Annotated in this window: 8 protein-coding genes; 6 read left to right on the top strand and 2 right to left on the bottom strand. The window is 72.4% G+C overall.

Going from position 1 to position 16,803, the window contains the following annotated elements; all coding sequences use genetic code 11:
• Positions 1-105: 105 nt before the first annotated feature.
• The 3 genes from ACEN9J_RS05735 (at position 106) to ACEN9J_RS05725 (ending at position 12,911) form a co-directional block, all read left to right on the top strand.
• A complete protein-coding gene (locus ACEN9J_RS05735; RefSeq protein WP_413763568.1) occupies positions 106-12,030 on the top strand; it encodes a filamentous haemagglutinin family protein in 11,925 nt (3,974 codons plus the stop codon).
• 162 nt (positions 12,031-12,192) lie between these two features.
• Positions 12,193-12,513, top strand: a complete 321-nt coding sequence (locus tag ACEN9J_RS05730; RefSeq protein WP_296732576.1) for a hypothetical protein — start codon at positions 12,193-12,195, stop codon at positions 12,511-12,513.
• Between the two features lie 68 nt (positions 12,514-12,581).
• Positions 12,582-12,911: a cupin domain-containing protein gene (locus tag ACEN9J_RS05725; protein WP_296732573.1), complete on the top strand. Its 330-nt coding sequence runs from the start codon at positions 12,582-12,584 to the stop codon at positions 12,909-12,911.
• A 7-nt stretch (positions 12,912-12,918) separates the two neighbouring features.
• Here ACEN9J_RS05725 and ACEN9J_RS05720 read toward each other — a convergent pair whose 3' ends face one another.
• Positions 12,919-13,815, bottom strand: a complete 897-nt coding sequence (locus tag ACEN9J_RS05720) for a LysR family transcriptional regulator (RefSeq protein ID WP_413763567.1) — start codon at positions 13,813-13,815, stop codon at positions 12,919-12,921.
• A gap of 117 nt (positions 13,816-13,932) precedes the next feature.
• Here ACEN9J_RS05720 and ACEN9J_RS05715 point away from each other — a divergent pair, with 117 nt between their 5' ends.
• Positions 13,933-14,880, top strand: coding sequence for a threonine/serine dehydratase (locus ACEN9J_RS05715; RefSeq protein ID WP_296732557.1), 948 nt, complete (start codon positions 13,933-13,935; stop codon positions 14,878-14,880).
• 23 nt (positions 14,881-14,903) lie between these two features.
• Here ACEN9J_RS05715 and ACEN9J_RS05710 read toward each other — a convergent pair whose 3' ends face one another.
• Positions 14,904-15,257 carry a hypothetical protein gene (locus ACEN9J_RS05710; RefSeq protein WP_261205781.1) on the bottom strand — a complete coding sequence of 118 codons (354 nt, stop codon included), beginning with the start codon at positions 15,255-15,257 and terminating at the stop codon, positions 14,904-14,906.
• 218 nt (positions 15,258-15,475) lie between these two features.
• Here ACEN9J_RS05710 and ACEN9J_RS05705 point away from each other — a divergent pair, with 218 nt between their 5' ends.
• Both ACEN9J_RS05705 and ACEN9J_RS05700 read left to right on the top strand, forming a co-directional pair.
• Positions 15,476-16,201 carry an STN domain-containing protein gene (locus ACEN9J_RS05705; protein ID WP_413763566.1) on the top strand — a complete coding sequence of 242 codons (726 nt, stop codon included), beginning with the start codon at positions 15,476-15,478 and terminating at the stop codon, positions 16,199-16,201.
• A 10-nt stretch (positions 16,202-16,211) separates the two neighbouring features.
• Positions 16,212-16,772 (top strand): RNA polymerase sigma factor, encoded by a 561-nt coding sequence (locus ACEN9J_RS05700; protein ID WP_057590199.1) that lies wholly within the window; start codon positions 16,212-16,214, stop codon positions 16,770-16,772.
• Positions 16,773-16,803: the final 31 nt, after the last annotated feature.

The raw sequence follows: 16,803 nt of genomic DNA, 5'->3' as shown, positions 1-16,803 counted from the left end.
CGCACGCGAAAAAAAGTCGGATTCCCTTGGCGGGTCTTCGCGGCGCGAACGTCTAGGTCAGGACTTCAACGACCGACCCCGATGCCCACACACGGACCCGCCACCATGTCTCCGATCCCGCGACGCGCCACCGACCGAACCCCGCCGCACCATCCACCTCGCGCCCAGGCGCGGCCGCTGCATCCCGTCGCCTGGGCCGTCGCCGGCCTCGCGATGGCGCTGGCCGCCGGCGGCGCGCAGGCCCAGCGCGCCTTCAGCGCCGGCTGGATGGCGCAGAAGAACATGGCGCAGGCCACGGCCGCCGCCACCGGCCGGCTGCCCAACGGCCAGCCGGCCGCGCTGCTGACCCACCCGCAGGCGCAGCAGCAGCGCGCCAACGCCGAGCTGCAGCGCTCGCTCGACAACCTGCAGCTGGCCGCGCGCGGCATCGCGGCCCAGCAGGCGGCCCAGGCCGCGGCGCGGCTGGCCGCGCAGGGCGAGGCCTCGGTGCCCGACGGCCTGGCCGAGGGCGGCCTGCGCGTGGACGGCAACAGCCTCAGCGCCGGCTGGCTCAACGCGCAGGCACCGCAGCAGACGCAGGCCGGCGGCCGCACCACGGTCGCGATCCGCCAGACCGGCGAGCGCGCCATCCTCAACTGGGAGACCTTCAACGTCGGGCGCAACACCACGGTCGAGTTCCAGCAGCAGCCCGACTGGGCGGTGCTCAACCGCGTCAACGATCCGCAGGCGCGGCCCAGCCGCATCCAGGGCCGGATCAAGGCCGACGGCACGGTGCTGATCGCCAACCGCAACGGCGTGGTGTTCAGCGGCACCAGCCAGGTCGATACGCGCAACCTGGTGGCGGCCGCGGCGCGCATCGGCGACGACCAGTTCCGCAACAACGGCATCTACAGCGCGCAGTCCAATGGCCAGCCGCTGCCGGTGTTCACCGACGCGGCGGGCAAGGTCGAGGTGCAGGCCGGCGCGCGCATCGCGACCCGGCAGCCCGCGTCGGTGACGCAGGGCGGCGGCTACGTGCTGCTGCTCGGGCGCGAGGTCGAGAACGCCGGCAGCATCGCCACGCCGCGCGGCCAGGCACAGCTCGCGGCCGGCGACAGCTTCGCGATCCGCAAGGGCGTGGGCACCGAGGCCAACACCTTCTCGACCACGCGCGGCAACGAGATCGCGCCGCAGTTCGCGCCCGACAGCACGGCCGGCCTGGTGCGCAACAGCGGCCTGATCGTCGCCACCGAGGGCGACATCACGCTGGCCGGCCGCACGGTGCGCCAGGACGGCGTGGCGCTGGCCACCACCACCGTCAATGCGCGCGGCACGGTGCACCTGCTGAACTCGGCGGCCGATACCAAGGGGCGCGTGGCCACGGGGCGCGAGGCGGTCACGGCGGTGCTGATCGATGCGGACGATCGATTCACCGCGCTGGACAGCCAGCGCGAGGCGCTGGTGAGCGAATCGGTCGCGCTCGACCGGCTGCGCACCATGGCCGTGCCGGGCGCCTTCGACAACCTGTCGCGGCTGCAGGATCGGCGCGATCTCTCGCGCGTCGAGGTGACGTCGGGCGGCGAGGTGCAGTTCGACGATGGCGCCCTGGTGCTCGCGACCGGCGGCCAGATCGCCGTCAGCGCGCAGCGGCGCGTGTACGTGGGCGCGCAGGCGCGGCTGGATGTCGCGGGCGCGGTCGGCGTGAGCGTGGCGATGGCGTCGAACAACGTCCAGGTCAACATCCAGGGCAACGAGCAGCGCGACGCGCCGCTCAACCGCGACACCGGCAAGCTCGCCAACGCCAATGTCTGGATCGACCGGCGCCGGCTTTCGTACGTGCCCGCCAAGCCGGGCGTGTACGACCGCGACCGCTTCTACACCGCGGGCGGCCTGCTCGAGGTCGGCGGCTACCTGGGCAACCAGCCGCGCGGCATCGGCGAGTGGATGGCGCAGGGCGGCAATGTCACGCTCGCCGGCGCCGAGGTGGTGACGCAGCGCGACTCGCAGATCAACCTCTCGGGCGGCTCGATCGACGTGCGCACCGGCTACCTGAACCAGAGCTGGCTCAAGGGCGGCGACGGGCGCCTGTACCGGCTCGACCGCGCGCCGGCCGACATGGTCTTCGAGGGCGTGTACCGCGGCTTCGAGGATGCGCATGCGCGCTGGGGCAAGAACACCACCGGTTATTTCTACAACCCGCTGATCGGCCCGCAGCGCCAGCTCGAGAACGGCTACACGATCGGGCGCGACGCGGGTCGGCTGGTGGTGAGCGCGCCCACGGCCGTGCTCGAGGGCGACATCGAGGCGACGGTGTTCCGCGGCCCGCGCCAGACCCAGGCGCGCGGCGCGGCGCAGGACGGCTACCTGCAGTCGCAGCTCGCGGTCGCGCGCGCCGGCACGCTGGCGCTGCGACGCATCGGCGGCGTGGGGCCCGACGGTGCCTTCGACATGCAGGTGCGCATCGGCGAGTTCGCCGACGTCGCCGATGCGCTCGCCGGCGACCCGTCGGCCGCGCTGCCCGCCGCGCGCACCGGCACCGCCTTCCTCGACGCCGCGCGGCTCTCCGGCTTCGGCCTGGGCGGGCTGGAGATCGTGGCCAACGGCGAGGTGCGCATCGAGCGCGCGCTGCGGCTGGCCGACGGCGGCCGGCTCGAGATCGTGGCGCCTTCGACGCGCATCGAGGCCGACGTGACGGCGCGCGCCGGCAGCGTGGCGGTGGGCAACGTCGCGCCGGTGGCGAGCACCGGCTCGCCCAACATCGGTGACCTGCTGCAGCGCGACGGCGCCGCGAGCTTCGTGCTCGGCGCGGGCGCGCGGCTCGACCTGCGCGGCCTGTGGACCAACGAGCGACTGGAGGGCGGCAATATCGACGGCGCGGCCGGCAGCGCCTTCGTCGACGGCGGCAGCCTCTCGGTGCGCATGACGCATGGCGGCGTCGCGCTGGAGCGCGGCAGCCTGGTCGACGTGTCCTCGGGCGCCACGCTGGCGCGCAACGGGCGGCTCGCGGGCGGGCGCGGCGGCAGCGTGAGCCTGCTGGCCGGGGCCGCGCTGGTCGAGACCAACCTCGAGGACAACCCCGGCGACGCGCTGCTGCGCATCGATGGCGAGCTGCGCGCGAGCGGCGTGCTGGGCGGGGGCACGCTCACGCTGCAGTCGCCGGCCAACGTGCTGTTCGGGCCCGATGCCTTCCTCGAAGGCGGCACGCTCGCGGCCGGCACGCCGTCGCCGCTGAGCGTGGTGTTCGCGCGCGACGTGCACGTGGGCATCGGCGAGCGCCTGCCGCAACGCATCTCGACGCCGTTGACGGTGTCGCTGCAGGACTTCGCGCTGCCGTCCGTTCTGAGTCCCACCAATGCCGCGCCCCTCGTGACCGCGGCCGACTGGGTGCTGCCACCCTATGTCTCGGTCTACACGCCGCAGGGCTTTCTGCCGCCCGGCAGCCCGCTCCCGGCGGGCACGCGCATCAATGCCTTCGGCGGCCAGCTGCCGATAGGCACGGTGCTGCCTTCGGCCGTGTTCCCGCTCGGCATTCCAGTCCAGCCCTACGTGCTGACCCAGGAGGCGGGCGAGCGCTCGGCGATCGCCTCGGTCTATCTCGCGGGACGCCTGGTCGAGCGCGGCGCGTACTTCGACGAAACGATCGCGTTCGCGCCCGCGCTGCGGCTCGACCCCGCGTTGCTGCAAAGCGGCTTCTCCAGGTACCGGATCGGCAGCTTCAGCGGCGTGCGCGTGCTCGAGGATCTCGCGCCGCGCATGCCGGTGCTGCGCGCCGCCGCCGACGCGGGCGAACTGGCCAGCGGCACCGACACCGCGCGCGCGCTCGAGCGCTGGCTGCCGCCGCTGTACGCCGAGGATGCGCCACGGCATCGCCTGAGCCAGCGCGCCGGCGCCGACCTGAGCCTGCAGGGCGCCGAGCTCGAGCTCGCGCGCGGCGTGCGCATCGAGGTCGATCCGGGGCGCCAGGCGCGCCTGGTGGCGCAGGGCCAGCTCACGGTCGAAGGCCAGGTGATCGCGCCCGGCGGCGATATCGTGCTGGCCAGTGCCGCCACGCGCGGCACCACCGATCCGAAGCTGGCGCCGATCGGCACCTCGATCTGGATCGGCGGCGAGGCGGTGCTCGACGCCGCGGGCCGCGCCCACGTCGCGATCGACGACCACGGCCTGCGCTACGGCATCGCGCCCGATGGCGGCTCGATCCGCATCGGCCTGGAGGACTACACGCGCGCCGACCGCGACTTCCTGAAGGCCACCGGCATGCACGTGATCGTGCGGCCCGGCGCCCGGCTCGATGCCTCGGGCGCCACGGCCGAGGTCGACGCCGCGCCGCAGAACCTGCCGCCCGGCGGCACGCGGGCACAACGGCTGGCCGGCGACGGTGGGCTGATCCGCATCGGCTCCTCGCGCGGCATCTTCAACGACGGCTGGCTGCGCGCCGCCGCGGGCGGCGAGGGCGCGGCCGGCGGCACGCTGAACCTGGTGCTCGAGAACCCGATGAGCAACCCGCACCGGGTGCAGGTCCTGACCCTGGCGCAGGAGCGCGTCGCCAGCGGTGCCGCGGCCGGCCTGCGGCCCGGCGAGGCCGACGGCTCGCCGGTCGACGCGCGCGCCCGCCTCAGTGCCGAGGAGGTGCGCGACGGCGGCTTCGGCACGCTCGAGCTCTGGAGCCGCGACGTCTTCAGCTTCGAGGGCGACCTGGACCTGCGGCTGCCCGAGAGCCTGATCCTGCGCCGCGGTGCCTTCGCCAGCGCGCCGGCCGCGCCGCCCGCGCGGGTGCGGCTGGCCGCGCCCTACGTGCTGCTCGACGGCAAGGTCGTGATCCCGGTGCAGCAGAACGAATTCCAGTCGGGGCTGGTGCAGACCGGCACCTCGACCGTCAACCGGGGCCGGCTCGAGATCGAGGCCGCGCTGATCGACGTGCGCGCCTCCAACCTGTTCGGCGCCATCGGCGTGAGCCAGAGCATGGTGCCCACGTCCAGCGGCGGCCAGATCGTCACCCGCCCACTGGACTTCGCCGGCTTCGACGAGGTGCTGCTCGACAGCCGAGGCGACGTCCGTTTCACCAACGGCACCATCGAGGTCGGCGGCAACCTCACGGTGAGCGCGGCCCAGCTCTACCCGACCACCGGCGCCACGGGCGACCTGCGCGTGGCCCTGCGTCCGGGACAGCCCGACCACTACGATCCCGCGCGCCGGCTCACGATCCGCGGCACGGGCACGGTGCCCGAGCCGCCGGCCTCGGCCTTCGGCACGCTCACGCTGGCGGCCGCGACCATCGACCAGGGCGGGGTGGTGCGCGCACCGCTGGGCAGCATCGTCTTCGGCACCAAGCCCGCCTTCGGCATCGGCACGCCGCCGCTGCGCGACCAGATGTTCGAGGTGCTGCTGCGCGACGGCAGCCTCACCTCCACCAGCGCCGCGGGCCTCGTCATGCCCTATGGCGGCACGGTGGACAACATCCGCTACAGCTACAACGGCCAGGAGGTCGAGTACCTGCCGCTCGCGGCCGTGTCCGGCAAGCCGACGCAGTATGCCGAGCTGTTCGTGCGGCCCGGCGTGGCCTTCGGCCAGTCGCGGATCACGGCCGAGCATGGCGCGGTGCTCGACGTGTCGGGCGGCGGGCAGCTCACGGGCGCCGGCTTCTTCACCGGCCGCGGCGGCTCGGTCGACGTGTTGCGCACGCCGCTGATCGATGCCAATCCCACCTACGGCTTCAGCAGCGCGGGCGCCGGTGTCTATGCGCTGGTGCCGGGCTTCGCGGGCGGCTACGCACCGGTGGCGCCCGATACCGGCGCGGGGGCGCCGCGCGTGGGCCAGCAGATCCGCTTCGACGCACCCGTGGGCGGATTGCCCGCTGGCACCTACACGCTGCTGCCCTCGACCTATGCGCTGCTGCCCGGTGCCTGGCGCATCGAGCTCGGCGCGCAGAACCAGGCCGGCCCGTTCGACACGGTGCGCGCCAGCGGTTCGATGCGCGCGAGCGGCTACCTGGCCATCGCCAACACCGCGGTGCGCGACGCGCTGCCCACCGCCGTCACGCTCACGCCCGGCAGCGCGGTGCGCGGCCTCTCGCAGTACAACGAGACCAGCTATGCCGACTTCGCGCTCGCGCGCGTCGCCCTGTTCGGCGGCGCGCGGCCCCGGCTCGAGCGCGATGGCCAGAGCGTGCACATCGACACCGCCAGCGCGACCGGCCGCGTGCTGTCCTTCGAGGGCGTGGCGAGGCTGCGCGGCGAAGCCGGCACGGCCGGCGTCTACGACGGCCACCTGTTCCTCACCGGCCGGCGCGCGGTCGAAGTGCTGGCGCCGGGCATGGCGCCCACGCCGGACTTCGCCGCCTTCGACGCGGCGCAGCTCTCGGCCTTCGATGCGGGCACGCTGATCGTGGGCGGCACCTACGGCCTGCGCGACGTGTTCGTGACCGTCGGGCAGGCCGCGGTCCCGGTCGGCCCGCACGTGGTCGTCAACAGCGCCGAGCAGGAGGTCGTGATCGTGCGCGGCGGCGCGCGGCTGGCCGCGGGCCAGGTCTTCCTGTCGGGCCACGACGTGCGCGTGGAGCGCGGCGCGCTGATCGACACCACGCGCAGCAGCACCACGGGCTTCGACTCGACCCAGGGCTACGTCTACCTCGACTCGGCAAGCAACGGCGCCAGCGCGATCCTCGCGGTGGGCAACGGCGTCTACGATTTCGCGCCGCCGCAGGGCAACGCCTCCGCGCGCCAGGGCGCGATCACCATCGACGACGGCGCGATGCTGCGCACCCGCGGCAGCGTGAGCTTCCTCAGCAGCGGCCCGGTGACGCTCGGCGAGGCCGAGATCAACGCGCGCTACCTGAGCATGGCCGCGCCCGCGATCCAGGTCGGCACGCGCGCATCCTTCGCCGCGGCCGAGGCGCAGGGCGCGATCGGGCCCGGCGTGCGGCTGAGCCAGGAGATGCTCGAGCGGCTGCTGCGGCCCACCGTGCCCGGCCAGACGCCGATCGAGCAGCTCTCGCTGACGGCGACCCACTCGCTCAACTTCTTCGGCAGCGTCGCGCTCGACCTGCGCGCGGCGCGCGGGGAGGGCGTCCCCGAGACGGTGCTGATGCTCAACACGCCCGCCATCTACGGCTGGGGCACGGCCGGCGACAGCGCGCGCATCGCGACCGGCACGCTGATCTGGAACGGTCTCGCGGCCGGCAGCGGCTCGCCCGAGTCGCCGTTCACCAGCCGCGGCCCCGGCCCCGTGACGCCCGGCGGCCCGGGCACCGGTGCCGGCAGCCTGGTCGTCGATGCGCGCCGCATCGAGTTCGGCTACGGACCATCGCAGCGGGGCCAGGACCAGGCGGCGCTCGACCGGCTGATCCTCGGCTTCTCGCACGTCGGCCTGCAGGCCAGCGACCGCATCACCGCCAATCGGCGCGCCACGCTCTCGGTGTACCGCCAGGGCACCGACGCGGCCAGCCGCAGCGGTGGCGAACTGCTGCTGAGCACGCCGCTGCTGACCGGCGAGGCCGGCTCGTTCATGAGCTACCGCGCCGGCGATGCGGTGCGCGTGAGCGCGCCCGAAGGCAACCGGGGCGCGGGCGACACGGCGCGCCTCGACGCGCTCGGCGCCGAAGTCCGGCTGGCGGGCCGCTCGGTCCTGCTCGACACCGCGGTCGCGCTGCCCAGCGGCCGGCTGGTGCTCGAGGCCGAGCGCGACATCCGGCTCGGCGACGGCGCGGCCATCGACCTCGCGGGCCGCGCCCTCGGTTTCTTCGACGTCACGCGCTTCAGCAGCGGCGGCGACCTGCTGATCGAATCGGCCGAAGGCGCCGTCGCGCAGGCCGCGGGTTCGCGCATCGACGTCTCGGCCGCCGGCAAGCCGGCCGGTTCGGTCCGCGTCACAGCGACCGGCGCCGACGGCCGCGTGACGCTCGCGGGGCGCATCCTCGGCGCTTCGCCGCGGGCGCGCGAGTCCGGCAGCATCGACATCCGCGCGCGCGCGCTCGACGACTTCGCCGGGCTCAATGGGCGGCTCAACGAGGGCGGCGTCTTCGGCGGCCGCGGCTTCGTGGTCAAGACCGGCGACCTCGCGATCGGCGACGAGCTGCGCGCCAACCGCATCGAGGTCTCGGCCGACGGCGGGCGGCTCACGGTCAACGGCCGCATCGACGCCAGCGGCGAGGACGTGGGCACGATCCGCCTCGCCGCGCGCGACGACCTCGTGCTCGCATCGGGCGCGGTGCTCGACGCGCGGGGCACGCGGCTCGCGCTCGACGGGCGCGGCCAGGCCATCGAGGCTTCGAACAGGGCGCAGGCGGAACTCGGCTCCACGGCCGGCACGGTGCGGCTGGACGCGGGCGCGACGATCGACCTGCGCGCGGCCGACGCGGTCGCGCGCGGCCGGCTCGAGATCAACGCACGGCGCCTCGGCACCGACGGCGTGGCGGTCGATGCCGCCGCGGGCGTGGCGGTGCGCGGCGCCGAGAGCATCGCGGTCAATGCCTTCGCGCGCGACACGCCCGCGGACGGCATGGTCGACCAGGCGTACCTGGACCGGCTGCATGCCGCCAGCGTGGCCTTCATCGACGCCGCCAACGCCAGCGGCGCGACCCAGGCGCGGCTGGCCGGGCTGCGCGCGCAGGGCCCCGCCTTCCATCTGCGGCCCGGCGTGGAAGTCCGCGCAGCGGGCGACCTGCGGGTGCGCGGCGAGATCGATCTCTCGGGTTACCGCTACGGCCCCGGCGCCGACAGCGCGCGGCGCGGTTCGGGCGAACCGGGCGTGCTGGTGCTGCGCGCGGGCGGCAACCTCGTCGTCAACGGCAGCATCTCCGACGGCTTCGCGCCGCCGCCCGACACGCCCGACGACTTCGGCTGGACCGACCGGCCCGACGGCCGGGGCCGCATGATGGCCGTGGCCGACATGCTGGCGCCCGGCATGCGTTCGTGGTCGATGCGCCTCGTGGGCGGCGCCGACCTGGGCGCGGCCGACACGCGCACGCTGGCGGCCGCATCGCGGCTGCGCGACAGCGGCGACCTGCTGCTCGACGACCCGCACCAGGTCGCGGTCCAGTTCTCGCCCGAGGCCGGGCTGTCGGTGCTGCGCACCGGCACCGGCTCCCTCGAGTTGCTGGCCGGGCGCGACTACCGGCAGATGACGCCGTTCGGCGTCTACACCGCCGGCACGCAGATCGCGGGCAGCGAGGCCTGGGACCTGCCGCGCGCGGCGGGCTGGGACGGCTCGGTGCTCGCCGGCTATCCCGACTACGAAGCCACGCTCAACGCGCGCCGCATGTTCTTCACCGAGGGCGGCGGCGACCTGTTGCTCGCGGCCCAGGGCGAAATGCGTGGCCACGTCTACAGCGACATCGGCAACCTCAAGTTCAGCAACGACATCGGCCGCTGGCTCTGGCGCCAGGGCGGCAGCGAACTCGGGCAGCGCACGGCCTGGGGCATCAACTTCGGCCAGTACGTGCTGTCGCCGCTGTCCGGCGGCGTCGAGCTCGCGGGCTTCAACGGCATCGGCACCTTGGGCGGCGGCCATCTCACGGTGCGCGCGGGCGGCGACGCCGGATCGACATCCAACATCGGCATGAACGACTTCACGGCCACCACATCCGCGCTCGACCTGTTCGTCGCCTCCACCGGCCGCGTGGGCGCCGACGGCACGCTCGCGGTCTCGGGCGGCGGGCGCCTGAGCCTGGAGGTCGGCGGCCGCCTCAACACCGGCGTCGACACGGGCAACATGCCGGTCACCACCGGCCAGGTCGTGAACCTGCGCGGCGACAGCCGGGTGCGCGCCGGCACCATCGGCATGTCGCTCGAGGCGGGCTATGGCCTGAAGGCCGGCGGCGATCCGCGCGCCGTCGATGTACGCGCGCCGCGCGACCGCGCGGGCTTCGGCGGCATCAACCTGCTGGTGGGCGATGGCGCGATGACGCTCGAGGCGCGCGGCGACCTGTCCGTGATCACCGCGCGCGACGCGGGCCGGGTGCCGCTGCGCGGCGGCGAGACGCAGGCCTCCTCGCAGGGGCAGGACGGTTCGGCCGTCAGCGCGTTCTCGCTGTGGACCGAGCGCAGCGGCCTCGAACTGTTCTCGGCCGGCGGCGACATCCTGCAGCGGCCGGTGCTGAGCCTGGACAGCAACGCGCTGCGCTACGACCCGGGTCGCTTCTCGGCCATCGCCGCGAACGGCTCGGTCACCACCGCGATCAATCTCGCGCCATCGCGCCAGGGGTTGCTCGAGCTGCTCGCGCGCGACAACATCTTCGGCACCTCGTCGATATCGAGCGCCGCCCTCGAGTCGCTCGCCACGCCGCAGGCGCCGCTGTGGCTGCTCAGCGCCTTCGGCTCGCGCCTGGCCAGCAACTACTACGCGGCGATCGACCGGCCCTCGCCCGAGGGCGACATCTACGAACCGCTGTTCGAGGGCAGCGTGCTGTTCGCCCACGGCGTGGACCGCGCGACGGCGCTGCATGCCGCGGGCGGCGAGCCGATCCGGCTGTACGCGGTGCGCGGCGACATCATGGCCGTCAACGGCCTCGAGCGCGCCCTGGTCGAAGGGGGCCGCGACATCGAGCACTACTACATCGCCGCCCGGCCGCTGCAACTGCGCGCCGGGCGCGACATCCTCGCCAGCGGCTTCGTCTCGCACAACGCGCCGACCGACGTCTCGGTGCTGCAGGCCGGGCGCGACATCCTCAACACCCGGATCGACCTGGCCGGCCCGGGCCTGCTCGAGGTCACGGCGGGACGCAGCATCCAGCAGGGCCTGCCGGCGGATAACTCCTCCTCGAACTTCACGCTGCGCAGCATCGGGCCGATCTTCGAGGGCGACACGCGGCCCGGTGCCTCGATCGTGCTGTCGGCCGGCATGGGCGCGCGCGGACCCGATTACGCCGGCTTCGCCGCGCGCTACCTGGACCGCGCCAACCTGGCGGACCCGGGCGCGCCGCTGGCCGACCAGGCCGGCAAGGTCGCGAAGACCTACGAAGACCGGCTGCTGGCCTGGCTGCGCGAGCGCTTCGGCTACGCGGGCGGCGCCGAGGGCGCGCTCGCGGCCTTCCTCGCGCTGCCCGTGGAGCAGCAGGGCGTGCTGGTGCGCGAGGTGTTCTACGAGGAACTGCGCCAGGGCGGGCGCGAGTACAACGATCCCGACAGCCGCCGTGCCGGCAGCTACCTGCGCGGGCGCGCGGCGATCGCGGCGCTGCTGCCCGAGGGTACCGGGCGCGGCGACATCGTGTTCCAGGGCAGCGCTGGAGCGCACACCCAGTTCGGCGGCGACATCCAGGTGCTGGTGCCCGGCGGCGGACTCACGCTGGGCGCCAACGGCGTGCTGCCGCCGCCGAGCACCGGCCTGCTCACGCAGGGCGAGGGTGCGGTCGAGATCTACACGCGCGACAGCGTGCTGCTGGGCCTCTCTCGCATCATGACCACCTTCGGCGGCGGCATCCTCGCCTGGTCGGCCGAGGGCGACATCAATGCCGGGCGCGGCAGCAAGACCACGCTGGTCTATACCCCGCCCAAGCGCAGCTACGACGCGCTCGGCAACATCCGGCTGTCGTCGAACGTGCCGAGCAGCGGCGCCGGCATCGCCACGCTGGCCCCGATCGCCGAGGTGCCGCCGGGCGACGTCGACCTGATCGCGCCCCTGGGCACCATCGACGCGGGCGAGGCCGGCATCCGCGTGTCGGGCAACGTGAACCTCGCGGCCTTGCAGGTGGTCAACGCGGCCAACATCCAGGTCAAGGGGGAGTCGGCCGGGCTGCCGGTGGTGGCTTCGGTCAACGTGGGCGCGCTCACCAGCGCCAGCGCCGCGGCCTCGCAGGCCGCGATGGCCGCGCAGGACTCGGTGCAGCGCGAGCGCGCGGCCGCGCGGCAGGCGCTGCCCTCGGTGTTCACGGTGCGCGTGCTGGGCTTCGGCAACGAGCCCGCGTCCGGCACGCCGAGCACGCCCGGTGGCAACGATGCCGCGCCGCAGCGCGGCGGCTACCGCAGCGGCAGCGCGGTGCAGGTGCTCGGCGATTCGGCCATGGGGCCGGCCGAGCGCAACCAGCTCACGCCGGCGGAGCGGCGAACGCTGGGATATTGAGGAGGGCGCCCGGCATCGCGAAGAGAGGCCGCGCAACGCAGCCTCTCTCGCGCTATTCGGCCAGGGTGGGGCGACTTCCCGGAGGATTCCCGGCATCTGCTGAGCTGCGCGCAGTTCCCCGGCATCGAGCGGATCACACGGGAACAGGCCTCCATCAAGGCCATGGAAACGCGGCCCGCACCGACGTCCGACGAGGCCAGGCTGTCGGGCTACGTGCAGTCCTCGCTGCCTGTCTGCATGGCCTTGCTGCCCACGATGCAGGGCCTGCAGGACGTCGAGGTCAGGGAGGCCGCCGCCTATTGCAATTGCATCCACGGTGCCAGCGTCGAGGGACTGACCGGCGCCGACCTTGACGACTTCAGGACACCGAGCCTCGATGGCAAATACACCATCGAGAAGAGATTGCTGATAGGCAGCGGAATGGCAGCGCGCGCGAATGCCGCCATACTGGCATGCCGGGCGGAGGCGTTGGCTGCGTACTGACTTCGCGCCGCACTGTGGCGCATCCGAGCGATCGTTCGGGTCGCATTCAATACAGGGAGTTTCGATCCATGAATCCAGTGAATCCAGGCACCGCCCTGCCGGCATCGTCGATGCCGTGGGAGCCCACCGCCGTGGCGCGCTTCAACGACAACCAGATCATGGTGGTCAAGGCACAGGGCGCTTACGAATGGCATCGGCATGACGACACCGATGATTTCTTTCTAGTCCTCAAGGGACGCCTCACCATCGAAATGCGCGACCGCAGCGTCACGGTCGCGGCTGGCGAACTGTTCGTGGTACCACGTGGCGTGGAGCATCGTCCCATTGCGCAGGAGGAAGCTCATTTCCTGCTGATCGAGCCTTCGGGTACCCCGGGCTCGGCAACCGGCGGCGGTTGAACGGCGCTCAATGCGCGGTCATCAGTGACCGCAGCAGCGAGACGGCCCTTTGCGCCGCGGGGGCCAATGGCCGTGCGGCGGAACGGACCAGCGTGATCTTCGTCTTCGACAGGCGCCTCTCCCGCAGCGCGACGGTGGTCAATGCGCCGGCCTCGACTTCATCGAGAACCGCATGTCGAGGCAGGAAGGTCACGGCGACTCCGTTGACCGCGATCTGGCGCATCAGTGCGATGGAGTTGGTCTCCATTGCCAGATCGAGCTGAATGCCACTCAGCGCAGCGACCCGATCGATCTCCTGCCGGATGCCGAAACTCCTGTCGGGCATCACGACAGGGTATCCAACCGCTTCGGCGACCGAGCAGGACTTGCTGCGTGCCAGCGGATGCGTGGCGGAAACCACCAGGTACAGCGGCTGTCGCATGAATGCGAGCTCGATGAGGTCGCCGCGCGGGGCGGGGCCGAACAGCAGTCCCAGATCGGCCTGTTGCTCGGCGACCATGTCGGCCGCTGCGTTGGAGCCCACGATCGCCAGCGACATCCTGACCTGTGGATTCGCACGATGGAATGCCTTGGTGAACTCCGAGAGCAGGCGAGGGATGACGCCCTCGATCGCAGCGATCCGGACATGGCCTCTGGGCAGTTTCAGGTATTCGTCGAAGCGCGCACGGAAGTCCGCGGTCTCTTCCGCCTGCCTGGACAGGAATTCCAGCAACAGAGTGCCGGCCGCGTTCAACCGCATGCCCCTGGCTTCGCGGCTGAACAGCCGGGCGCCGAAGTGATCCTCGAGCATCCGCACCTGCCGGCCGATGGCGCTGGTCGCGACACCCAGCGTTTCCGACGCGGCCGTCAGAGATCCGGTTCGCGCAACCTCGCGGAAGTAGCGCAGCACCGCGGTTTCGATCATCGGCAGCCCCTTCATACTTTCCATTGATTCGCAAGCTTATTGCCAATTGACCCCCTGTGATTGGCAAGAAACACGGAATACGCTCGGATTCCTCGACCATGAACTCAGAGGATCTGCATGAGCTCTGCCATTTCACGAGAAGCCATCGAGGCGGCACATGCCCGGATCGGTGACTTCGTTCGCAAGACACCGGTGCTTGAACTGCCGCGTGGCGAACTGTCCGACCGGGCCCGGGTCTGCCTGAAGCTCGAGCTGCTGCAGCGCACCGGATCGTTCAAGCCCCGCGGCGCGTTCAACAACGTGCTTCAGCGCGAGGTGCCGGCGGCCGGTATTGCCGCCGCATCGGGCGGCAACCACGGCATTGCAGTGGCCCATGTCGCGAGAACGCTGGGGATCCGGGCCACGTTGTTCGTTCCCGAGAGTGCGAGTCGCGTCAAGATCGAAGCGATCCGATCGCTCGGCGCGGATCTGAGGCTGCATGGCACGTCCTATGATGAGGCACAGTCGGCTTGTCTCGACCACGTGGCCCGAGCGGGCGCGCTGCACGTGCATCCGTTCGACGACGAAGCCACGATCGCGGGACAGGGAACGATTGGCAAGGAATGGGAGGCTCAGTGTCCGGGCCTCGACGCCGTTCTGGTTGCAACGGGCGGAGGTGGCCTGGTCAGCGGGATTGCCTCTTGGTACGCAGGACGAGGCGTGAAAGTGATCGCCGTGGAGCCGATGGGGGCGAACGCACTGCACGCATCGATGGCGGCCGGACATCCCGTTGCGATCCAGGTCCGATCGATCGCGGCGGATTCACTGGGGCCCAGCAGGGTCAGCGATCGTGTCCACGAGATCTGCGCATCATCGGTCGATCGAGTCGTTCTGGTTTCGGACGACGCGATCGTTCGAGCGCAGGGCTTGCTGTGGCAAGCCTACGGTCTGATCGCGGAGCCCGGAGGCGCCACCGCGCTGGCTGCCTTGCTCGACGGGGCCTTCGTTCCAGCGCCGGGGAACCGCGTCGGCGTGCTTCTTTGCGGACGCAATGCGGCGCTGGACACCGGAACTTTCGGGGATTGAGGCGTCATCCGGGCGCGAGGCCCTCACCGCCCCGGAATCAGCGGCGACACCGGCGCCACCGGCGGCGGCCGCTGCGGATACACCGAGGTGCCGAAGGTATTGCCCATGCGGGTGCTGGTGGCCGCGCGGTTGAACAGGCCGAGCTGGTTCGAGGGCCGGTTGGCGATCGCCTCCGAGGCCAGTTGCGGCGTGCCCTCGGCATCGCGCGGTGCCGAGGCGGGCGGGCGCATCTTCTGCGTCAGGCAGTCGTAGGAGGGCGCGCGTTCGCCGTTCACCGTCGCCTCGATGCAGGACGGGGGCGGCTCGGCGTCCTGCGCCATGGCGCCGGGGCCGGACAGGCCGGCCAGCATCGCGATCCAGAAGCAGGCTGCGCGCATCGACGTCTCCGATCTCCGGGAAAGAAAAAACGCGCCAGTCTAGGCCGGGAACAAGTCGCCGCGATGTCGCGAACCCGGGTGCGCGGCGCCTGTCATGGGTCGGTCATGTCAGACGAATAGCCTCAGGCCGCGAACATCGATCCAGACCGCAAGGCGGACGGCCGCGCCAGTCGCCCACTTTCTCTCCGCCGCACTCCCTTGCCTTCCTCCTCCGCCTCATGACACGTGCTTCCGCCTCGGGCAGTGCCCTGTCGCTGTCCTGGTGCCTCGTCGTGCTGCTGATGATGGGCGCGCGCTTCGCCCAGGCGCAAATGCCCGGTCCGCGCGAAGCGGCCGGCGCGATCAACTTCGACATGCAGGCCCAGCCGCTGCAGGACGCGCTGGCCGAGTTCGGCCGCATCACCGGCCATTCGGTGCTGGTCAGCAGCAGCCTGGCCGCGGGCCGCGCGGCCTCGCCGGTGCGCGGGCAACTGGCGCCGCGCGAGGCGCTGCGCCAGTTGCTCGCGGGCTCGGGCCTGGTGGCGCGCTATGTCGGCGAACAGTCGTTCACGCTGGTGCCCGAGTTCGTGGCGGAAGCGAACGCACCCGCGGCAACGCGCGGCGAGGCCGTCGGCGGCGAGGACGAGGCCGTCGCCGACCTGCGCGCCTACGCGGCCGCGCTGCAATCCTCGATCACGCGCGTACTGTGCATCGCGCAGCCCGACGCCTTCGGCCGCTACCGCCTCGGCCTGCAGCTGTGGATCGGCGACGACGGCGCGGTGCGCGAGGTCCGCGTGCTCGAGGGCAGCGGCCAGCAGGAGCGCGACGCGCGCGTGCTGCGCAGCCTGCGCGACCTGGCGCTCGATGCGCCGCCGCCCGCGCTGCCGCAGCCGCTCACGATCCTGCTGACGCCGCGCACCGACCCGGCGCGCGATTGCCGCCCCCATCGGGCACGCGCGGGCTGAGGGAGCGACGATGCCCGACCGCTTCAAGGCCGCATTGCGGACGCTGTTCCTCGCGCGCTACGCCCAGTTCAGGAAGCACCTGCACATGCGCCTGGGTTCCGAGGACCTGGCCAACGACGCGCTGCAGGAAACCTTCCTGCGGGTGGAGAACAGCACCGTGCGCAGCGAGGTGCGCTATCCCTCGGCCTACCTGTTCCGCATCGCGCTCAACGTGGCCGAGGACCAGCGCAAGAGCAACGCGCGCCTGCTGAGCGTGGGCGAGGTCGAGGCGCTCTACGACATGGCCGACGAGATGGCCGACCCGGCGCGCGGCGCCGAGGCGCGCGACCAGATCGCGGCGCTCGAGCGCGCGCTGGCCGAGCTGCCGCGCCGGCGCAAGGCGATCGTGCTGGCCGCGCGCGTGGACGAGATGCCGCACAAGGACATCGCGACGCGCTACGGCGTGTCGGTGCGCACGGTCGAGAAGGAACTGCGCGCCGGCCTCGAGCATTGCTGCGAGCGATTGGGCCGGGATTTCATCCAGCGCTTCGGTCCCGGCGCGGGAAAACAGTCGAAGCAAGATGAAGGCTGAAAAAGATGAAGCCTCGGCCGTCGACGAACCC

The sequence above is a fragment of the Variovorax sp. Varisp41 genome (assembly GCF_047325085.1).
In the GTDB taxonomy this organism is placed as follows: Bacteria; Pseudomonadota; Gammaproteobacteria; order Burkholderiales; family Burkholderiaceae_C; genus Variovorax.
This window is presented reverse-complemented; position numbering and strand designations above follow the sequence as displayed.